General features: G+C 52.3%; 17 protein-coding genes and 3 riboswitches. Of the genes, 6 read left to right on the top strand and 11 right to left on the bottom strand.

What is annotated here, in order from left to right; genetic code table 11:
* The first annotated feature begins 1227 nt into the window (after positions 1-1227).
* Positions 1228-1800: a cytochrome b gene (locus FQ179_RS04450; protein WP_149396042.1), complete on the top strand. Its 573-nt coding sequence runs from the start codon at positions 1228-1230 to the stop codon at positions 1798-1800.
* 157 nt (positions 1801-1957) lie between these two features.
* On the opposite strand, the gene FQ179_RS04455 is transcribed toward FQ179_RS04450, so the two are convergent.
* The 3 genes from FQ179_RS04455 to FQ179_RS04465 all read right to left on the bottom strand — a co-directional run bounded on the left by FQ179_RS04455 (position 1958) and on the right by FQ179_RS04465 (position 4233).
* Positions 1958-2284, bottom strand: a complete 327-nt coding sequence (locus tag FQ179_RS04455) for a DUF190 domain-containing protein (RefSeq protein ID WP_149396043.1) — start codon at positions 2282-2284, stop codon at positions 1958-1960.
* Positions 2285-2499: 215 nt separating this feature from the next.
* Positions 2500-3798: a phosphopyruvate hydratase gene (gene eno / locus FQ179_RS04460; RefSeq protein ID WP_149396044.1), complete on the bottom strand. Its 1299-nt coding sequence runs from the start codon at positions 3796-3798 to the stop codon at positions 2500-2502.
* Between the two features lie 66 nt (positions 3799-3864).
* The gene (locus FQ179_RS04465; protein WP_149396045.1) at positions 3865-4233 is read right to left on the bottom strand and encodes an HIT family protein; all 369 of its coding nucleotides are present in this window, start codon (positions 4231-4233) and stop codon (positions 3865-3867) included.
* A 354-nt stretch (positions 4234-4587) separates the two neighbouring features.
* Positions 4588-4652, top strand: a riboswitch (Fluoride riboswitch).
* A gap of 171 nt (positions 4653-4823) precedes the next feature.
* On the opposite strand from FQ179_RS04465, the gene FQ179_RS04470 reads away from it, so the two are divergent.
* Together FQ179_RS04470 and FQ179_RS04475 are read left to right on the top strand one after the other, a co-directional pair.
* Complete coding sequence (locus tag FQ179_RS04470) at positions 4824-6347, top strand: DNA mismatch repair protein MutS (protein ID WP_188074493.1); 1524 nt, start codon at positions 4824-4826, stop codon at positions 6345-6347.
* Positions 6344-7918, top strand: a complete 1575-nt coding sequence (locus FQ179_RS04475; protein ID WP_149396047.1) for a DNA mismatch repair protein MutS — start codon at positions 6344-6346, stop codon at positions 7916-7918. Before FQ179_RS04470 ends, FQ179_RS04475 begins: the two co-directional genes overlap by 4 nt.
* Positions 7919-8121: 203 nt before the next feature.
* Here FQ179_RS04475 and FQ179_RS04480 read toward each other — a convergent pair whose 3' ends face one another.
* From FQ179_RS04480 to FQ179_RS04510, 7 genes are all read right to left on the bottom strand, one after another.
* Positions 8122-9438, bottom strand: a complete 1317-nt coding sequence (locus tag FQ179_RS04480) for a hemolysin family protein (RefSeq protein WP_149396048.1) — start codon at positions 9436-9438, stop codon at positions 8122-8124.
* Positions 9439-9618: 180 nt separating this feature from the next.
* On the bottom strand, positions 9619-11604 hold the full coding sequence (locus FQ179_RS04485; protein ID WP_149396049.1) for a proton-conducting transporter membrane subunit: 1986 nt from the start codon (positions 11602-11604) through the stop codon (positions 9619-9621).
* On the bottom strand, positions 11597-12412 hold the full coding sequence (nuoB, locus tag FQ179_RS04490; protein ID WP_149396050.1) for an NADH-quinone oxidoreductase subunit NuoB: 816 nt from the start codon (positions 12410-12412) through the stop codon (positions 11597-11599). Before nuoB ends, FQ179_RS04485 begins: the two co-directional genes overlap by 8 nt.
* Before the next feature lie 9 nt (positions 12413-12421).
* Positions 12422-13915 (bottom strand): nickel-dependent hydrogenase large subunit, encoded by a 1494-nt coding sequence (locus FQ179_RS04495; protein WP_223146187.1) that lies wholly within the window; start codon positions 13913-13915, stop codon positions 12422-12424.
* Positions 13912-15411, bottom strand: coding sequence for a proton-conducting transporter membrane subunit (locus FQ179_RS04500; protein ID WP_149396051.1), 1500 nt, complete (start codon positions 15409-15411; stop codon positions 13912-13914). The genes FQ179_RS04495 and FQ179_RS04500 overlap by 4 nt, the downstream gene beginning before the upstream one ends.
* Positions 15411-16091, bottom strand: coding sequence for a hydrogenase (locus tag FQ179_RS04505; protein WP_149396052.1), 681 nt, complete (start codon positions 16089-16091; stop codon positions 15411-15413). Before FQ179_RS04505 ends, FQ179_RS04500 begins: the two co-directional genes overlap by 1 nt.
* A gap of 5 nt (positions 16092-16096) precedes the next feature.
* Complete coding sequence (locus tag FQ179_RS04510) at positions 16097-17038, bottom strand: respiratory chain complex I subunit 1 family protein (RefSeq protein ID WP_149396053.1); 942 nt, start codon at positions 17036-17038, stop codon at positions 16097-16099.
* Positions 17039-17198: 160 nt separating this feature from the next.
* A riboswitch (Fluoride riboswitch) is annotated at positions 17199-17262 on the bottom strand.
* A 197-nt stretch (positions 17263-17459) separates the two neighbouring features.
* Positions 17460-17527: riboswitch (Fluoride riboswitch) on the top strand.
* Positions 17528-17694: 167 nt separating this feature from the next.
* On the opposite strand from FQ179_RS04510, the gene crcB reads away from it, so the two are divergent.
* From crcB to FQ179_RS04525, 3 genes are all read left to right on the top strand, one after another.
* A complete protein-coding gene (gene crcB / locus FQ179_RS04515) occupies positions 17695-18078 on the top strand; it encodes a fluoride efflux transporter CrcB (RefSeq protein WP_149396054.1) in 384 nt (127 codons plus the stop codon).
* Positions 18079-18094: 16 nt separating this feature from the next.
* Positions 18095-18418 (top strand): DUF190 domain-containing protein, encoded by a 324-nt coding sequence (locus tag FQ179_RS04520; RefSeq protein WP_149396055.1) that lies wholly within the window; start codon positions 18095-18097, stop codon positions 18416-18418.
* A gap of 68 nt (positions 18419-18486) precedes the next feature.
* Positions 18487-19116 carry a histidine phosphatase family protein gene (locus tag FQ179_RS04525; RefSeq protein WP_149396056.1) on the top strand — a complete coding sequence of 210 codons (630 nt, stop codon included), beginning with the start codon at positions 18487-18489 and terminating at the stop codon, positions 19114-19116.
* Between the two features lie 41 nt (positions 19117-19157).
* On the opposite strand, the gene FQ179_RS04530 is transcribed toward FQ179_RS04525, so the two are convergent.
* Complete coding sequence (locus tag FQ179_RS04530) at positions 19158-20384, bottom strand: MFS transporter (RefSeq protein WP_149396057.1); 1227 nt, start codon at positions 20382-20384, stop codon at positions 19158-19160.
* Positions 20385-20442: the final 58 nt, after the last annotated feature.

Genomic DNA, 20442 nt, shown 5'->3' on the forward strand with positions numbered 1-20442 from the left:
TAGAACCGTTGCGCGTTTTGGCTCGATCTTTGTGGCACGGTTGTATGACTGATACATGCCTGCTTGTCGTATTGTTAGTCTTTGATTTGCTGAGTGCTAGAAAACATGATGAGGCCTACTCGCAGTAAAGAAAATGTGCTGTTTATCCTACATAGCGGAGACGAAAGGAGTAGGTTGTTTATCCTAGTCAGTCGGTGAGGAATATCCGCACTTCTGGGGGTGAAGCGAATGATCAACGGTTATTACCTGCCCGGGGGTTACGCGAATAGCTCCGGCGCCTGTTATCGGTGTCTCTGGCATAGCAACAAGCGGGACGCGCCTCGATCCACCGTCGACCCGCTTCCCGTTCTCTTGGCAGGGCAGGGGTGCGAAGGGCTGTATGTACCATTTCCGGCCTCGGTTTCAGTGCATGCCGCCAGCCTGGGGGCAGAATTGACTCTGGACTGAGTGAATGGCGTTTACTCTTCATCGTTGCGTACAAGAATGATTGATCGCACACATCAGCTCGCCACTCCCGATTGAGATCCGCTCAGAGATCCGGATTTTCCCAAATGCAATTCTCGAGTTCGTGGGCAACTGATGACGGGAAGACGCTAATGATTTTTTCAGAGTGGTGACGGACGCATGCCCGAGGTTGTCACGAACGTGGCGTAAGTCGACTTGGTAGTTGGCCACAGCAGTAGACACTCGGCCTCTTTGCGGCAGCTCGCTTAGTCAGATCGAAAGAACGGAACTAAATTTGGAGCAAAGGTGCGTTGCAGCTTTGTTGAAAATTTAGTTCCTAAACTGGGCGGTAATTTAGTTCCGGGCACTGTGAGAGACGCATGTTCAGCCCGGTGGAAACGTGAAAGACTCATGTTCTTTAAAACGCATAATGTGTATTATGTAAAGTCGTGTATTTGGACAGCCATAGGCAATTATCCATCTCCCACTGCCGCTCACTTCAGCACTGATGCGTTGAACCATGGCCACAGCGTTGAAATCCCGTAACCTGTCAGCTTGTAGAAGTTCCGCTAGTCTCTGAGTATGGAGTCCAGGTAACTCAGTCTATTCAGTACATGTGAGCGCTTGGCGGGAAAGGTTTCTTCTGCACCCGATAGTTTGGGAGCAACTGCACGCAGCTTTTGCTAGGCCCTTCGGCCACTTGACCAGACGTATGTCCTGGCGCACCATCTTTGTATGTAATGCCTGTGTGGCGCTATAAGCTACATCGTCTGGAGGCCGCTTATGCCGCTCGTCAACGGTACCCGGTTAAATGCTCGAGGCTACAGCGCCACTGCAAAAACCCTGCATTGGCTGATTATGCTGATTGTGTTGGCGCAGTTTGTGGTTGCGCTGTTAATGCCGCATATCGGTCGTAATACAGAGCTTGTACCGCTGATCACCCGCCATTTTTCGCTCGGTGTCGTGATCTTGGTGCTGATGGCGATTCGGCTCGTGCTGCGATTGCGTCGCCCCGTTCCGCTAGACAGGTCTGAACTGGCTGACTGGGAGCGTTGGTCGGCCTATACAACCCATGGCCTTTTTTACTTCATTCTGTTGATTGGGCCATTTCTGGGCTGGGCCTCGGCATCGGCTCATTCACTGCAAGTTAGCGTATTCGGTGTCATCCCCCTTCCCAGTATCGCCGCGCCCAAAGCCTCTTGGGCACTTACTGCGGGGGATGTACACAGCTTCATGATGTGGGTATTACTTGCGCTAATTGGTCTACACATGGCGGCCGCGCTGTATCACCATTTTTTCCGGCACGACAGTGTGCTTCGCCGCATGCTTCCGGCTACGTCGCGTCGAGTTGACTGACCGACCATTCGTCGCCCAGGTCGCCGAGGAGCGAGACGGTATTTGGCAATCGCGCTGTCCGTGTACGCTTAGAAGCGCTTGACGCGCATTGATAGGCTGAGCCTCACTCATGCCAATCTCTGAAAAGCATTGTGATCAGCCACCAGACGCCTCTTACTTATTGTTCCGCACGACCTATAGATCCGAACTCGACCGGTGTCTTTGCGTAAAACAATTCCAGATTGGGTTCTGCATTGAGGCGCTCGAATAGCCTGACAGACTCTTCTTCAGACACAATCATTGTGACCTCTAGTGGTTGATCTGCCAATTCAAGAAAATGCGCCGAATGTAGTCTATGCCGGCCGCCAACGCCGGTTTGCGCGCCGATCAGTGTCGCACCATGAAGTTGCATGGATTTGGCAAGATCAAGCAACCAGTCGCCGATTTGCTTATGCCCGTGACGACGATCTTGCACAGTAAAAAATGTTATTTGATAGCCCTTCATGGTTTTAACCTCCAGACTGACTGGCCTTCAACCGCACAACAAACGCTACGCCTTTGGACTGGGTAGCTCAGGCCGGGGCCATGCGTGTCTTTAGTCATTTTCAGCTGCCCGTTTTATGATCAGAACTTGTTCTGTGAAACTTCAGGCCAGGGCGATGCATGTCTGTAGTCATTTTCAAGCGCCTTTTTTATGCTCAGATTTTGCTCTGTAAAATCTCAAGCCGCTCCGGCTCGTGGAAAGGCCGCCCTGCCCGCAAACACCGCTCGATCACCCAGCGTAGCTTCAATGTGCAGCAATCGGTTGTACTTAGCCACCCTTTCGCCTCTGGCCGGCGCGCCAGACTTAATTTGCCCACAATTTAGCGCCACGGCCAGGTCAGCAATACTGGTATCCAGGGTTTCGCCAGATCGGTGCGATACCAGGCAGGCGTAACCGGCCTGTTGTGCAATTTTTGCTGTTTCCAGTGTTTCGGTAACGGTTCCGATCTGGTTGGGTTTGATGAGTATGCCGGTGCAGCAGCCCGTGTCTATTCCGCGTTGAAGAAACTTTTTGTTAGTGACGAAGATATCGTCACCAATAATTTGCACCTTCTTGCCCAAGCGGGAAGTAAGGCGCTGGAATCCGTCCCACTCTTCCTCTGCCAACGGGTCTTCGAGTGAAATAATTGGGTAGTGCTTGAGCCAGTCGGCCCAGTAGTCGATCATTTCGTCCGTGGATAGCCTGTGCGCGTCCCTATGCAACACATACTCATTGTGGTGAAAAAATGTCGTCGCTGCCGGGTCCAGGCCGATGGCGATTTGTTCGCCAGGCCGATAGCCTGCGCGCTCGATGGCCTGCATAAGCACATCCAGATATGCAGCATTGGATGCAAACGATGGCGCGAAGCCGCCTTCATCCCCTACGGTGGTGGGCGCGCCGGCATCGTGCAACACATCATGCAGTGCATGATAGGTTTCCGCTCCGAATCGCAACGCTTCACGAAATGTTGATGCACCCAGCGGGACGAGTTTGAATTCCTGGATGTCTGAACCATCGGGCGCGTGTTTGCCGCCATTAAGTACATTAAACATGGGAACAGGAAGCACGTGGGCTTCATGCCCCCCAAGATACTCGTATAACTCAACACCGTGGGATTGCGCAGCGGCTCGCGCGCATGCCAGTGAAGTGCCCACAATGGCGTTGGCGCCCAGGCGCTGCTTGTTTTCAGTTCCGTCCAGCTCCAGCAATACTGCGTCGATAGCGGGCTGATCGTCTGCCATCAAACCGGTCAATGCCGGCGCAATAATGTCGGTGACGTTTGCGATAGCATGTAGTACGCCTTTGCCTTCGTATCGGGCGGTATCGTTATCGCGGCTTTCTATTGCTTCGTATTTTCCTGTTGACGCCCCGGCAGGTACAGCAACGCTGGCCACTGTGCCGTCGGCCAGCCCCAAAGACATTTCGATGGTCGGATAGCCTCGAGAATCAAGCACCTCAAAGGCTTTCACAAATGAGACTCGTGTGTTGTTAGCCATGAGTGCCTCCAGATTCTTTGTTGAGTACTGACATTATGGACGAACAGCCTTTCAGGCTAAACGCGGTTAATACGATTGCTTTGCGGGGATTACGCCTCGCACGCCGCCGCGCGGGTTTTCCACATCATCGCGATAACGAGGGATTAAATGCATGTGTACATGGGCAATGGTCTGCCCCGCCATCTCCCCCACATTGATGCCAATGTTGTAGCCATCAGGCGCGTAGTTTTCAACCAGCCACACTTTGGCCTCGCTGAGTAATTGCAGCAACGCAATACGTTCTTGATCCGTTGTGTCAAAGTAGTTGACTACGTGTCGACGCGGGATTAACAGCAGATGCCCGGGTGTTACCGGGTTTAGGTCGCGCCGGGCATAGACCAGACTATTATGGAATAACACGCTGTGGCCGGGGGTGCAGAAGGGGCATGCTGACATCAGTGTTTCCGTTATGAAGTCACAATGGGTTTTTCATGTTATTGCCCTTCCCTTACCATATATAGTAGTACCGTTTGAACGGCCTGACGATGGTAATTCTGTTCTGGTTCGAGTTATTTTATGTAGGCTGAAATGCCCCGAGTGCATAAAACAGTGTTGGCAATGAAGTGTCAGTCGATACCGTATGCGTAGCTACTAACGCACTCATAGTGCCTAATCGACTCTCAATGTCCGGGTCTTCTGTAACCACCCCACCCTGGGGAATTGTTCTCATCTCTCGCCCCAAAATCGGACAACACATGAATGCCAGACACCTCGAATTTAGATCTAGGCAATCTGCTGCCAACTCGTTAGAATGAATAAGGAGATGGTATTCCTCCTTAACCGCCCTGCCCCGGGCTGATGATGCCTACGTTAACCTCGGCAGTCGAGGCCCGTAGGCGTTTTTTTGGCCTGATGCTGCCGCCAACCGAATCAATCGGAGGTGTGCAATGGCAAGTTCAAACCCCTCTTCATTCTGGCGTGCCGGTTCAAAAGAAGAACCCAGGCCGGCAGGCTGCGCGCCAGGTACCGCACCCGCGTTAAGCGTCTTGTTTCTTGACCCGCAACGCAGTATCAAATTATCTAAAACCTTGCCGCCACAGCCCGATTATTTTGTTGATTTAAATATAGATCAGGCTGTAGACACCATTATTGCGATCCGCCAAGAGTACAACCTGGCCGGAGTCTTTCGTGAACCGCTGCGTGTCAAAGACGACGTTGAGTACCGCCATGAGGTATTTCGTGACCTCGAGGAACAGCCGTTACAGCAGGCGTTGATCGCTTTCGCGGTAGAAATGCGAAAAATGCGCAACTACCTGGCACAGGTCGAGAAACTTAATTACCCCTATCAATCAAAACGTTGGTACATCGAGGCCATTCTGGTCTATTGCGATGCGGTTATTGCACTGGCCCAGGTTCTGACGGGCAGTGCCGTGAAGTCTCGTGCCATGGGTGGTTTACTGAGGGAATATCTATCTGCTTATGTAGCATCAGCACAGTTTAAAACGCTAAATAATGAGGTGCGCTCACTGCTCTCTGAGTTGGATTCCATTACCTATAGCGTTCGCATCAATGGTGACACGTTGACTGTGCGTCATTATGGCGATGAGGCTGACTATAGTGCAGTAATTGAAGCCACGTTTGAAAAATTTCGTCAGGGCCAAGTTCACGACCATCGCGTCAAGATATCTGAGTATCCGGAAATGAACCATATCGAGGCGAAAGTGCTGGATTTCGTGGCCTTACTGAACCCCGATTCGTTCCAACGGCTGGATGATCTTCACGCCCGCAGCAAGAATTATCTGGATGCAACCATTGCTGAGTTTGATCGCGAAATTCAGTTTTATCTAGCGTATATAGAGTATATGGCGGGGTTCGCGAAGATTGATCGCCATTTTTGTTATCCCTGCGTAAGTGAATCAGATAAACACATACTCGCCAGAAATTGCTTTGACATTGCGCTCGGTAAGAAGCTGCTTTTAGTGGGAAAGAGCGTGGTATGTAACGATATCGAGTTAAAGAATGGCGAACGCATGATTGTCGTGAGCGGTGCAAACCAAGGGGGTAAAACCACTTTTTCGCGGATGTTCGGGCAAATGTTTTACCTGGCCAGCATGGGCTGCCCCGTGCCAGGCACGGAAGCCAGCTTGTTGTTGAGTAACGAAATATTTACGCATTTCGAGCGGCAAGAGGACATTAATAATCTGCGCGGAAAACTCAAGGACGACCTCGTTCGGATCCACCATATATTGAAATCAGCAACCCCACGCAGCGTTCTGGTCATGAATGAAATATTTACCTCGACGTCTTTGACCGACGGATTGTTTCTAAGTGAAAAAGTCATGAAGGAGGCGATCAAGCTGGACGTTCTTGGTATATGGGTAACGTTTATTGATGAACTGGCGTCATATGGGGATAGCGTGGTCAGCATGATAAGCACAGTCGACCCCTCACAAACCCTACGCACATTCAAAATAATCAGAGCCTCGGCGACAGGTCGTTCATACGCCATGGCATTGGCGCATAAGTATGCGCTGACCCCTGAATCCATCAAAGAGCGAGTGCAATCATGAAAGTTCATTTAATGTATGAAGCGCGCGACTTCGATATCACTGCGCCACAACCATTGAACGCCCGTGACCTCACCGCTGATTTAGAGCTGGACACGCTTATACAGGCTATGGCCGGTGAAGATGAGTTTCTGCAGACAGTTGCACGATCCGCCCTCCTCTCGGCGGTGAAGTCGGACATTGAGACCATTGCGCACCGCCAGGCGATATTGCGTGATTCGCTGGAAAATACTGATGTGGTTCGGCAGCTTTATCAATTATCCATTGACGCACTCGAGTTAAAGAAAAAAGGCTATTGGGGTGTAGGTCTGCACTACCCGCTTGCGATTTTGCACGGGTCAATGGAAGTGATCGACGTATTAGTCCCCAAACTTAAAGAGTTGCGGCAGATTGCAAATGAGGTTGCACCGCAATTCGCAGCCCCAGGATGGAAAACGCTTTTTGCAACCTTGGATAAGGAGCTCAGCGATGACTACATCGAAGAAGTGCAGGCCCATCTTAAAACCTTAAAGTTTCGCCACGGCATTTTTGTCAGCGCACATTTAGGCCAAGGTAATCGTGGCAATGATTACATACTTCGCACGCCTCTTGACGATGGGCATAATTGGTTTACGCGCATCATTGCCAAGAAGCCGGATTCATACTCGTACACCCTTCCCGCTCGCGATGAAAATGGGGCCAGGGCCTTGTCCGAGCTGGCCGATCGGGGTATTAATCTGGTGGCTAATGCGCTGGCTCAGTCGGCCGAGCATATTGCGAGCTTTTTTACGCTGCTGCGCGCCGAGCTAGCCTTTTATGTTTGCTGCATAAACTTGCAAGAAAGCCTGGGCAAACTCGATGAACCCATCGCTTTTCCGGGTGTTGTGAAATCCAGTCAACGGCAGCAATGCTTTGATGGCCTATATGACGTTTGTTTGGCGTTGAAAATGGGTAAAAAGATAGTGGACAACACCATTGACGCTCAGGATAGCCGTTTGGTGATTATTACGGGTGCCAACCAAGGTGGAAAATCATCCTTTTTGCGTAGCATCGGCGTTGCACAAATTATGATGCAAAGCGGTATGTTCGTGGGCGCAAAGACATTTTCAGCCAATTTGAGCGAGGGGCTGTTTACGCACTACAAACGAGAAGAAGACATTTCTATGGAGAGCGGCAAGTTCGACGAAGAACTCAAGCGCATGAACGCAATTATCGATCAACTATCGCCTGATGCCTTGGTGCTCTTTAATGAGTCGTTTTCATCCACAAACGAACGAGAAGGGTCAGAGGTGGCGCAAATGATTACCGATGCGCTATTAGAGAGCGGAATGAAGGTGTTTTTTGTAACACACCAGTACGCCTTTGCACATGAGCTTTACAGCCGACCGGTTGAGCACGCCCTCTATCTGCGCGCCGAGCGCCTTCCAGATGGTACGCGTACCTTCAAGCTTAAGATAGGGGAGCCCCTGCAGACCAGTTACGGTGCCGATCTTTATCGTGAGGTTTTCCAATTAGAAACACCCGGTGTTACTACTAGCCCAGACAGGCAGGCTACTACGTTGCGCATACGGCCTGAAAGCGCTGGTGGTGATTGATTCCGCTTGCAGCTGCGCAGGAGTGAGGCTGAGCCTGCGCAGCTGCGGTTAAGCTATACATGTCCGCACCGACGTTGCTTAACCCAGCGCTGCTGAGAGTAGGAGCGAACACCTATGTGTTGTTTTTGACGACGCAAAAGGGGTTCGTCAAGCGTCTCCGAATGGTATAGGCTCAAAAGTTGAGTTTGTTCTGGGCGCATCGCTTACGATTCTTTTGTTTCTGCGCCGTCTTTTGCAGAGGGAATCAGTCGCAGCGTTTTTATGGATCGTGCATCTGCATCTAATACTTCGATTGTCCATCCGTCAAAATTCAGTTTTTCTCCCGGCTGAGGCAAGTGTTTAAGTTTTGACAGCACCAGGCCTGCAACCGTTTTGTAGTCTGGAAGGCTGTCGTCCTTTAGGCCCAGGTATTCGGTCAGATCGTCGGCGGGTAGCGAACCAGGAACAATGTAGCTTCCATCGTCTTGTTTTTTCAGCATTTTTTCACCGAATGCATTGCGCTCAGGTTCTGGAACATCTCCGGCTACAACCTCCAGCACATCGTGCAATGTAATAATCCCGACGACCGAGCCAAACTCATCAACAACAAAAAGCATCCCTGCTCTGGCATGCTTTAGTTTATTGAGTAGCCCCAATACCGTAGATGTTTCGGATACAAAAACGGGAGCCTGCGTTATTGACGAATAGTCAATTGTGCCGCCCTGAAGTAATTTTGTGAGGATGTCCTTTTTGGCTACTACGCCAATCGGGCGATCCAGGTCTTTATCACGCGTAATGATCAATCGGGAACAGGGAGTTTCAGCTATACGTTTCTCGATTTCCTCTGCACTCATTGCTTCATCCACAAACTCAAGCCGACGTCGTGAAGTCATTACAGTACGTGCAGACCGGACACCAAGCTCAAGAATGCTTTCGAGCATGGCGTGTTCAATGGCTTTGATCGTTCCAGACTCAAGTCCGCCTGCAATAACATAATGGATTTCTTCCGCCGTAGTTTGGTTTGAGGGGGACTCTGGCACATTGAGCAGACGTAACAACAAGTTGTTAAATAGAAGAAGTAATGCCACAAAAGGCGAAACCGCCAACATGGCCCATCGCATCGGCACGATCACGAATATGGCACAGCGCTCGGGTGCCGCAAGCGCGACCCGCTTTGGCAATAGCTCTCCGAAAATCAACGTCAAAAAAGTAGCCACCATAATGGATAAAAATGTGGCCACGCCGGTAGCATAGGGGTTTAAAAGAGGTAGCCAGCCAAGTGCACGACTCAACTCATTGGCCAGTTCAGTCACGCAGAAGGTTCCGGCCAGAATACTCATGACTGTAATGCCAGTTTGTGTGGCGGCCAGAAGTGCTCCGGTATTAGCCTTTAGTGCTAAAACCTGATTAGTTAGCTGGTCAGACGCCCCCGGTGCTGACTTCAATCGCTCTGGACGTGAAACGATTAACGCCATCTCCGTCAGGTTAAAAAATGCTGTGAGGGCCACCAGTAGAACGAAGATGCCACCATATAACCACATGTTTTCTCCCGTAGGCTAAGCTGAAAACAGAATGCTGTATTGATGACATTAGGCAGCATTCTGGCAATCAATCCTGTACCTCATAGGCTGACTGCTGTCGCGCAAGCTGTCAACGGCTGAAAATGTATAGTGGCCTCTCTTAGAGCACAAATTAATTCTGAACAAAAAAATAAGTTTCGCTTATTGCAATAGGGTTATGAAAAGTATGGCAATCAGCAAGCCGCCGATAAGTGCCAGATAAAAATTTAAATCGCCTGACTGCAAGGCACGCAAACGCCCTGCCAGGGCCCAGATAATGTGCTGTACAGGCTTGAACAGCAGTGCATCAAACATATTCACAACGTCATGACGAAAATCAAGCTTATGCACGAAGTAGGCATTGGTTTGATGCTCGCGCGATGTATCTTGTGTGGGGCGATAAATAAACCGATACGTGGTCCGCATAGCATTGGAAAAACTTAGTGATGTCGTGGCTGCCCGCTGTGGGTTTTCGATCATGCCGCCATACCAAACGTGCACACGACGTAGGTGATGTCTGCGCAGGTTCAGTAACAACAGCAATGGCACGATGGCGAGCAGTGGCATGGCGATAACCAGCTTCGCGGGTGAGATAAAGGCAAACGTATTGGTCAACGGAACCAGGATCCACTCGTTAACCATTGCTCCTGTGCCGTCTGCAGCCGATTGGGCAAAACCCATATTGCCCAGCGCGGGCAGCCAGACGATCAGCCCCAACGCGGAAACAAGTACCCCCAACCCCAATAACAGAACGCACCAGCCGTAACGCGCACCCACGGTCGCTTTGCTTGACAGGTTTGGCGCCCCCAGCAACCCGACGCCAAATAATTTTATAAAGGTCGCCAGCGCGACGGCAGCGGTCAGGGCCAGACCTGCGCCCGACAGTGCCAGAATAAGCTTGCCCATAAGACTGCTCAGGTGAAAGCCCTGGAATAATGTTTGAAAGACAAACCATTCGCTTACAAACCCCATTTGCGGGGGAACGGCCGCCAGGCTCATCGTGCAAAACAAGGCCCCTATACCAAACCTGATTCCAGCTTTGCGCAGCCACCCGCCTTGAACGATGGCATAACTTGCACTGGCGTTGTAAACGCCATCGGCACACACAAAAAGCCCACCCTTGGCCAAGGCATGTCCGGCAAGATGCAAAAGTGCGACCGTCCACGCCAGGGCCGCCAGGTTCGATTGCCCGTCTTCCCGGAAAATGAGGCAAGCTCCCAAAGCGGTGACAGCAATTGAAGCATTTTCAGCGGTAGAAAACGAAAGCAGGCGGCGCCAATCGTTTTGCTGAAAAGCGAAAAGTGCCGCAAGAATGGCAGAAAAAACGCCGATAATGGTGATACCAGCACCCAATACGAATAACCACTCACCCGTCGCAGGCAACCATTGGGTCAAGCCTCGCGACAGTGCAAAAAACGCGGCATTTAACACGACTCCGGACAGTATCGCGCCAGACGCACCGCTTCCCGATGCATAGGCAGCGGGAAACCATTCATAAAACGGCAGCAGGCCCAGTTTGGCGCCAAACCCAAGGGTCAGCAATGCGCCGATCAGGATACAGGCATTCGTCGACAGTGTCTGGGCACCGCCGGGAAAGGCGGCGAAAGACATGCTGTTGCCACTCGCATGCCCAAGCAGCAACAAGGCAAGCAAAATTGCTACGGTTCCCACTTCCAGCAAGCCCAACATGAAAAGAACGCTCTTGCCATCGTCGTTTGATAAACGCTCGGCCAACAGCATCATGGCTGCGCCCAGACTCATGAATTCCCACGCAATCAGAAAAGAATACGCATCCTGTACGCCAAAGATACCCAAGGCGCCTAATAGCGACAACGCGGCGCCGGCCAGCCAACCGGGTCGCCTTGCTACGACTGGGCTGCACAAGCCGATGGCCACAATGGCGGGCAATAGCCCAAACCCCATGAGCCATAGGGCTTCAGTGCCATAGCTGAGGGTTACGGTTTGGCCTGCCAGCGTAAAGGGCAAAACCAGTGCCGTGCCTCCGTAGGGAAGCACGGTGGCTGCAGTGATTACGCCGGCCGCTGCACCCCCGCCAAGTAGCCAGCGCGCAGGCATACTACGTTGCAAGAATGCCATGAGTAAGCCCGCCACCATGAGCCAGAATGCGACGACCAGGCCTTCAGGCATGATTGTCTCCGTGCGTAAGCTGCCCACCGTGTACCCGCTGCGGCGTGCGCATGAGCAATACCAGTAGTGCCTGGATGATGGCTGCCGGATTGGGAGCACACCCCGGCAAATACACATCGACCGGCAATATGTCATCCAGACCGTGCCCGCATGCGTAGCCACCGCCGTTTGTGCCACCCGATACCGCGCAGGTGCCCATCGCCATGACAAAGCGGGGTTCTGGCATGGCGTCGTAGGTTTCCAGAAGTGGCCCGCGCATGGCGTACGTGACGGGCCCCGTGACCAGCAATAAATCCGCAGCTCGTGGCGATGCCGTAAAGAAAATGCCTAAGCGATGTAGGTTATAGAACGGATTATTCAATGCCTGCAGCTCAGACTCGCACCCATTGCATGATCCCGCATCGACATGGCGGATGTGCAGACTACGTCCGAACACCCTGTGAATGTTCTCCTTCAACTGTTCTGCGGGTAAAGCGTCCAGCGCTTGCGCCCACACCAGGTCTTCACGGCGTCGCACGCCAAACGCCCAATCTGAGGATGACATGAAAGCGCCGGTAGGACAGGCCTGTACACAGGCCTGACACGTCACGCAACGCCCGTAATCGACGGCGAGACGCGCTTGACCTGAGTCGATCATGGTAATCGCTTGCGGCAGACACGCGTCTGCGCAGAGCTGGCAATCTTCCTGGCACTTGTTGGGGTCGAAGCGTGGCATGCCGATAACACCGGTTTGTCCATCCTCGCCTTTATCTGGCCATGGGGTGCTCGCGTTTCCTTTCAACAGTCCGTAAAGTGTCCACATGGGCATAAGGTTCTCCTAGCGGTCGCATCCGGCCATGGTCAGGCCAAAGCTGGCCTCGTTGATTGCATAATCCATCATATTGCTGTCATAGACAGTGAGCGGAAAAACGCGCCAATTGGAAAAACTGGGTGACTTGATCTTGACGCGCGCCAGACGACCATCGCGTCCAATGTGGACCGCGTAATAAAGCGAGCCGCGCGGTGACTCGGCCCATCCCAGACCTTCGCTGTTGTCCGGCGGAATGCACGGTACACGTATTGGGCCGGATGGCAGCGTGTTCATGACCTGTTCGATCAAATCCAGGCTGTTTTCGATTTCGGCAATACGAACCTGTTGGCGTGCATGCGCATCACCCGCTTGTTTCACTGTTTCGTACACCACGAGCTGTGCGTAGCCGGAATAGGTCTGATCGCGGCGCAAGTCGCGATTACTGCCCGACGCGCGCTCAATCGGCCCGGTTGCACCTTCATCAAAAGCAGCCTGACGCGTTAGCACACCAGTTGTTAAAAGCCGATCAAGATGCGGCGTACTGGTCTCGAGCATGCGTGCATAGACGGCAAATTCGTCCTGCAGTTTTTGCAGATCAAACGTCAGCCCTTCCAGTTGCGGCTCATGGCGCAGCCCGCCCGGGATAATCACGTTGCGCAGTAAACGATTTCCGCTTACACGACTGTTGATTTGTTTGGCTAGTTCTTCGAGGTATTTGCCTTGGGCCTCGCCCACCTTCAACGTAGTCGTATGGCATAGATGGCCCAGATAATGTAGATGGTTATATAAACGTTCCAGCTCAGCCAATATGACGCGCATGGCCTGTGCACGCGCAGGCACCACACAACTGGCAGCCTGTTCAACGGCCTGGCTGTATGCGAGCGCATGACACAGGCTGCCCACGCCAGAGACGCGTTCAGCCAGTACCATGCCCAAGTTAGAGGGCTTGCCTTCGAAACGCTTTTCCATACCGCGGTGCTTGAAAAAAAGCTGGGCGTGGTAATGCAGAATAGCTTCACCGATATAGAAAAATACAAACTGTGCAGATTCAGCCACATCAGCACGAACGGGACCAAAAGGCAGTACCTGAATGTCGTCGCGATCTGGCCCGCCAATTTCCGGTAGCTCGTAAGCCAATGGTTCATACTGAAGCACCGGCTCAATACCTGCTGCATTCAGCACTGGAGCAGATACATGTGTTCCCGGTAAAAATATAAGTGGCACGGCTTCAGGGTAGCCCTCGAAGCGTACCCCACACATATCGCTTATCTCACGCTCATACCAGGACACCAGAGGGGCTATGTCAGCAAGGCTTGGAATAGCCCCCTGGCCTGGATGGCAGCGCCAGATCTGCAAGCCTGCGGATGACGCTGGGTGAACGATGTATCGAACTTCGGGCTGGTCGGCCTCTTCAGGAAACCACGCGTAAGCGAACTCCAGATGACCGCCCTCCTCAACCAGTTGCTGGCAGCGCGCGCGTAGTTGTTCAATTTCAAGGTCTTCAATAGACATCTCGCTCATGGGGTGCCTCCCGCGCTCAAGCTGGCTGCTACAGCAGCAAAAAAACGCGTGAAAAAATCGGGCCACCAAAAGCCCAGAATTAGGAGGGGGATTAAGGCCAGCCACATGGGCAAGGTGCACCACACCGTAGGAAAGCCATCGGGTGCGGCAGACTTGTTTCTTAACGTTGAGTCTTCTGAAAACCTCTCAGGGACGGGGCTAAAGAAAAGAGCACGAAAATGGTTCAAAAAGCCGATAAAGATAACGATTAACAAGAGCGCCATCAGAAACACCGCCCACACAAACGGTGTATTTAAGCCAGCACGCAGAATGACGATTTCACTTAAAAACAGGGCAAAAGGCGGAGCGCCGGTAATGGCCACGGCGCCGGCAAGCCACAGCCAGCCAGAAACCGGAAACCGACGTGGCACGTCGTGTATGGCCCTGATCTTCTTGGTTCCCCAAACACGCATAACGTTGCCTGCCCCAAAAAACATGAGCGACTTGTTCAGTGAGTGATTGAGCATGTGATAAAGCGCGCCCGCCACACCCAATGGGCCACCGAAGCCAAAACCCAGCGCCAGTATGCCCATATGTTCAATACTGGAGTAGGCCATAAGCCGTTTGATATTTGTTTGGCGCACAATGAACAGTGCTGCCACAAACAGTGATGCAGCGCCCAGCACGACAACCAGCGCGCGTGGCAGCAGGCCGATATGTGCAGCATCGCTTATTTGCAGATAACGGGCAATACCAATCATCGCCGTGTTAAGCAAGGCGCCCGAAAGCATGACAGACACGGGCGTTGGCCCTTCACTGTGGGCATCAGGCAACCAGGTGTGCATGGGTGCAAGCCCAACTTTGGTGCCGAACCCTACAACGACGAGTAGAAACGCCAGCGTGCTGATAGCTGGGTTCATGCGTGGCGCTGCCGCTCTAAGGGTTGCCCACGTCATATCGTACGTTGGCCCTAGTATCAGGCTGGCGCCCCAGTAATAAAGTACAGTGCCCAAAAGCGCCAGGCTGATGCCGGCTGAAACAACCACGATGTATTTCCAGGCAGCCTCAATACTTTCACGGCCCAACTCAAAGCAGACAAGAAACGTGGAAACCAATGTGGTCAGCTCGATGGCGATCCAGTACACCCCCGCATTATTCATAATGGGGCTGGTTAACGTGGTGAGTGCAAACCCTGCATAAAGTGCATAAAACCGATGCAACCTCCGGTCTTCATTGAGAATACGCATATAGCCAATGGCGTAAATCGAACCCAACAAATAGACGCTGGAGACGCATAGCAAAACCCAGGCACCCAGTGCATCCACGATGAGATAGCCGTGCCAGAAATAATGGGGTCCATCCAGGCTTTCTGGCAATAATCGGAGCACTGCCAGGAACACCAAAATAGCAGCTGCCAGGTTAATAAATTCGGCAGGTCGGGGGCGACGCAGCACCAGGCAAGCCAGAACGACAACGATGGGCGCAAGAAGAATAATGAGAACCAATGTGAGTAACATCAGCCCACCAACCTGCGTAAAGCGCGCACATTGGTTGCCCCTGCGTGCATGGCCAGATAGCGCACCAGGACGCCAAAACATGCCACAACGACCAGCAGATCAAACAGAATGACCAATTCAATCAATAATGGCATGCCGGGTACGAGGATTTGGCTACCAAGAAAAATGCCGTTTTCCAGTACCAATAGCCCAAGTACTTGACTGACCGCTTCGCCACGTACGGCCAGCATCAGAAACCCAATTAACTTCATGGATAGCATGACGGTAAGCGCCAGCACAGCAACGGTGCCGCCAAGGTTCAGGGATTGTGCAAGATGCGTGGACACCACAAACGCAAACAGTGTGAGCAGACCGCCCAACACGAGGCTTGTGCTGGCTGACAGACGCTCGTGCAATTCGCGATCAACCGCCAGGCGATCGACGACTCGTAAAATCATCCATGGCAGGATGACGCCGCGAAACACAGCGGTCAAGATCGCGATCAGGTACAGCTCGGTAAAATGCCCGTAATAGCCAATGGCGGCTGAAAGTAGCGCAATCAGCCAGGATTGCACGGCAAAAGCCAATAAATAATCTTTGAGCCACCGTGAACCCAGCATGACAAACGCCAATAGCAGGCTGCCTATGGCCAATAAGCTGAAAAGTGAGGCGGCCAGCGGGGGTAACTGCGCAGCCAGCATAATGCTTACCTTAATTGGTTAGCGACAATGGCCAGGACCGCCAAAAGAAACGAGGCAGCCAGGGGTTCTTGATAGCGGTAATAGCGCAAGCGCGCCTGTGCGGTTTCCACAAACACCACAGCAAGCGCAACAACCATGAATTTCAGTAAGAGAGCAAACAGTGCACCCAGAACACCCAGCACCTGGCCACGATAGGAAAGCCCCCATGGCAGCACCAGGACATTGCAGAACAAGATATAGAAAATGACCTGCTTCATCATGGAGGCCCATTTCAGCAAGGCGAGCAGCGGGCCCGAATATTCCAGAATGCGTGCCTCCTCGATCATATAAACTTCAATGTGCGTACTGGAATGAATAGGCAGTCTGTCTGTCTCGACCAGCAGAAGAATAAAAAAAGCCGCGACCAGAAACAGATGTGCCGGGCTCCAATACACCTCGGGCTGTTGGACAAGCAAATGATTGACTACAAAAGGCAGCATGGATTTGGCCAGCAGCGTAATGCCGACAAATACCAGAATAAGTGCAGGTTCTGCCAGAATAACCAGCATGGCTGATCGCGAAGCACCTATGCCCCCATAGGCACTGCCTGAATCCAATCCTGCCAAGGTGATCATGAAGGCGCCCAACGTGAGGATCAGGCCACCACCCAAAATATCGCCCATGTCTGAAGCAGGCAGCGGGTAATTGGTTAACACCGGAATAAGAATAGGCACCGTCAGCATGCAGGTAAACGCGACGATGGGCGCCAACCAGTAAATAACACTGGCCGTCTCGGGCACGACTTGTTGTTTATGGAAGAGTTTCCATAAATCGCGATATGGCTGAAAAATGCCTGGACCTTGAGCCCGCTGCACCCGTTCGTCCCATTGCACAATAATGCCTTGCAGCAATGGTGCCAGAAGAAGAACCGTAGCAACCTGGGCAATTTGGAGCAGGATGTCGCGCATTAGGCTCGCTCCTTAGCGCTCGCTGCGCAACGGTAGAACACGCAGCGCCGCCATGTGTACCGCAGCCCGAAAGTAGCGAGCGCTACGGCAAGTGGCCAAAGGAGGAGTTATTGTCTTTTTTGTCATTGGCACCACCAACTCTTTCCTGCAATACAGGAATTGTTTGGTAGGCATCATCAGCCGATAGAGGCAGTTAAAGGAAGAATGCCATCTCCTTGTAAGTAGTCTACTCCTACGGGTGTTTTTGGCAATACCCGGCACAGAACCTAGAGACACGAAAAGAGCTATACAAAAATGTCCCACTTGGCGATGTGGGCGATCTATCGAAGTGGTTTGCGCTGCATCTCTGAGTTGCTGATACTGCCGCGTTGCATCGCTGAATATGCGTGAAACGGTTGCTAGGCCTTTGTGCGCTTGTTACACTGAACACGGAGATGGCATTCCTCCTTTAACCATTGGCTAACGTCAATTAATGATGCCTACAGATCCCTGGCACAAGGGTTGTAGGCAGTATGTCAGCGCTACTTGTGGTCCAGGGTTATTCCCAAATAACCATCCGACCCCATGATTAACGTGCATCTTCCCCCCTTTCTTCCTTTGCCCTGGTCTTTTCGCCCAGACGGGCTGTCTATAAGCGCAACTGCAGAGATCTCGTCATGCTAAGCGCAATCCTTGCAATTTCCATTGGGGCTTCATTGGGTGCATTATTGCGATGGGTATTGGGCACGGGCTTAAACTCCATTTGGCCGACACTACCGCTAGGCACATTGGCAGCCAACCTAATAGGCGGTCTGTTAATTGGTGTGGCAAGTGAATTACTCACCCGACACAGTGGGCTTGCTCCTGAGTTTAGGTTTGCTGTAATTACCGGGTTTATGGGTGGGCTGACAACCTTCTCTACATTTTCGTTAGAAATGAGCGCCATGATCTTGAACCGTGAGTTGGCAAGTGCAGCAATGGGAATAAGCCTGCATGTCATGGGCTCCATTGCACTGACTATTCTCGGCATTACCATCGTGCAGGCGTTATTCAGTCGTTAACCAAGGAGCCAACATCATGACAGGCTATCAAGTCACGTTTTTTACCCAACAAGACCGCCATCACGGCCATCACCCACTCCATCAATGGCTAATGGAGCTTTTACGAACGATGGGCATTCGGGGCGCCACCATGACAGCCGCGCAAGAGGGGTTGGGCATCCACCATAAGCTTCATTCCGCCAGGTTTTTTGACTTGGCAGACCAGCCGATTGAGATTACGGTAGTCTTGACCAATGCCGAGTGCGATGATCTTATGGCGCGTTTGCGTGCCGAAGCCGATCTTCACTTGTTTTACGCCAAATCGCCCGTGGAGTTCGGTGTTATAGGCGATGCTGATTAATTGTTTGGCTGGCAATTGAAATAGGTGTTGTACAGAACATTCACTGGTTTTATACGAGGAAAAAAGCAATGACCACACTTGTTTTGATGCGCCACGGCCATGTTGAAGGCATACATCCTGAACGATTTCGTGGGCGCGCCGAACTGCCGTTAAGTCCTCTAGGAGAGCGTCAGGCCCAGGCACTGGCCAAACGTGTAGCCTCACGCTTTGCGCCTGTAGCACTGTATACCAGCCCTATGGCCCGATGCATCGCTACTGGCGCACCCATTGCACAGGCTCTGGGTCTTTCATCCGAAGTGCTCAGCGGCTTGCATGATCTTGATTATGGCCAATGGCAAGGCATAACCCACGAAGACGTCAGCAAACAATGGCCACAACTGTATAACTGTTGGTACAACACACCACACCTGCTGCGTTTTCCTGATGGCGAGTCATTACAGGATCTTGTGGCGCGCACGGCTGATGGCTTGCGCGAGGTTTTGAAACGCCACCCGAATAAATCTGACGTCGTCCTGCTCATCGGACATGACAGCGTAAACCGCGCCCTTCTGCTCCAGCTTTTGGATCAACCGCTTTCTGCCTACTGGCGCATAGCGCAAAGCCCTGGCTGCATTAACCAGATTGATATTCATGATGGCAAGATCACCATAACCTGCATCAACGACACTGCACATCTAGAAAACCTTACGCCCACTTAGTCGGTGTCACCCCGTGATTGTGTGGTTTGGTCAGAGCGGGATTAAGCTCCGTCAGGTGGGGTGCTACACGGTTGGCGCTTCCCCACCCAAGCGAACAGTGGAATGGCCAGTAGCTGGGTAACAACACAAAATACAATGGTCCAGGCCACTGAGTAGTCGTAGACGAAACCTATGGTTGCACTGCCCAGAAACCAGAATATGCCGTAGCCAGCGGTAAACAGCCCGAAAGCCGTGGCACGGTGTTGGCTGGGCACCATGGGGGTGACGGCTGCTGGGATAATAGATTCATGCACACCCATGCCCATGCCCCAGATGGCCGCGCCGAGCAACGCTGTTTTAAACCCGCCCAAAAATACCAGTGGTGCAAACAGGCTGACCAGTAGCGTTAGGCCAATGAGCACACGAAAGCCATAGCGATCAAACAGGCGGCCAAATAGCAGCGATGAGGCACCGCTGACGGCCATGGCCACCGAGTAAAACACGGCAATCCACGGGGCTGGCATGGCATCGGTATGAGCAAAGTGATAAGCCAGTAACGGGTAATCGGCAAAGCCAGCCGCCACCAGGCAAGCACCTGCCAGATAGACCCAAAACGTAGTTGAAAAACGCTTAGGGTTGGTGTTTGTCTGCGTTATGTCCTCATCCAGTTCTTGCGGTTTAGGGTATAGACGGTACGCAACAAACACAAAAAGAAGATTGAGTAAGGCGGGTAACAACAGTACGGCAAAAGCCAACTGATACGTGCCGTGATAGGACAATACAGCGGCCATTACCAAAGGCCCGAACATGGCACCAAACTGATCGCAGGCCTCGTGTATGCCGAACGTCCAGCCATAGCCACCGATATGCTTGGCCGCATGCGACAGCATGACGTCTCTTGGCGGATTGCGGATCGCGCGACCTACTCTTTCCAGGATGATGAAAACAGCCGCGCTTTGCCAGGTATGGGTAAGTGCCAGCGCCGGAACAGCTGCCATCTGCACCACATAGCCGGTTATTGCCGTTGGCCAGAATCGACCCGTGATATCGGCAAAGCGACCAGAAAAATAACGCAGGGCGTACCCTGCTAGCTCACCGAAGCCAGTAACCACGCCGACAACAAACGCACTTGCCTGCATGGAAGCCAGAAATGGCCCCAAAATACTGCGCGACCCTTCATGCGTAAAATCGGCGAAAAAGCTCAATACGCCAATCAGCAAGACGAAACGCATGGCGATGCGGCTGGTCGTTGCAGAGTGTTGCTCGTCAGGCGATCTGTTGGTTTTCATGGACGTAGCGTGTTTGAAAACTTTGAGTTGAAATCCGACCGAGAACATGGCAACTTAA

Origin of the sequence: Pusillimonas sp. ANT_WB101, from assembly GCF_008369125.1 — a bacterium.
Taxonomy (GTDB): domain Bacteria; phylum Pseudomonadota; class Gammaproteobacteria; order Burkholderiales; family Burkholderiaceae_B; genus Allopusillimonas.

Coding starts and splice junctions, on each gene's coding strand:
- FQ179_RS04525 (WP_149396056.1), top strand. CDS start 18,487: ATGACCACACTTGTTTTGATGCGCCACGGCCATGTTGAAGGCATACAT.
- FQ179_RS04485 (WP_149396049.1), bottom strand. CDS start 11,604: ATGCCTGAAGGCCTGGTCGTCGCATTCTGGCTCATGGTGGCGGGCTTA.
- FQ179_RS04455 (WP_149396043.1), bottom strand. CDS start 2,284: ATGAAGGGCTATCAAATAACATTTTTTACTGTGCAAGATCGTCGTCAC.
- FQ179_RS04530 (WP_149396057.1), bottom strand. CDS start 20,384: ATGAAAACCAACAGATCGCCTGACGAGCAACACTCTGCAACGACCAGC.
- FQ179_RS04505 (WP_149396052.1), bottom strand. CDS start 16,091: ATGCTGGCTGCGCAGTTACCCCCGCTGGCCGCCTCACTTTTCAGCTTA.
- eno (WP_149396044.1), bottom strand. CDS start 3,798: ATGGCTAACAACACACGAGTCTCATTTGTGAAAGCCTTTGAGGTGCTT.
- FQ179_RS04500 (WP_149396051.1), bottom strand. CDS start 15,411: ATGTTACTCACATTGGTTCTCATTATTCTTCTTGCGCCCATCGTTGTC.
- FQ179_RS04520 (WP_149396055.1), top strand. CDS start 18,095: ATGACAGGCTATCAAGTCACGTTTTTTACCCAACAAGACCGCCATCAC.
- crcB (WP_149396054.1), top strand. CDS start 17,695: ATGCTAAGCGCAATCCTTGCAATTTCCATTGGGGCTTCATTGGGTGCA.
- FQ179_RS04450 (WP_149396042.1), top strand. CDS start 1,228: ATGCCGCTCGTCAACGGTACCCGGTTAAATGCTCGAGGCTACAGCGCC.
- FQ179_RS04480 (WP_149396048.1), bottom strand. CDS start 9,438: ATGTGGTTATATGGTGGCATCTTCGTTCTACTGGTGGCCCTCACAGCA.
- FQ179_RS04510 (WP_149396053.1), bottom strand. CDS start 17,038: ATGCGCGACATCCTGCTCCAAATTGCCCAGGTTGCTACGGTTCTTCTT.
- nuoB (WP_149396050.1), bottom strand. CDS start 12,412: ATGCCCATGTGGACACTTTACGGACTGTTGAAAGGAAACGCGAGCACC.
- FQ179_RS04475 (WP_149396047.1), top strand. CDS start 6,344: ATGAAAGTTCATTTAATGTATGAAGCGCGCGACTTCGATATCACTGCG.
- FQ179_RS04465 (WP_149396045.1), bottom strand. CDS start 4,233: ATGTCAGCATGCCCCTTCTGCACCCCCGGCCACAGCGTGTTATTCCAT.
- FQ179_RS04495 (WP_223146187.1), bottom strand. CDS start 13,915: ATGAGCGAGATGTCTATTGAAGACCTTGAAATTGAACAACTACGCGCG.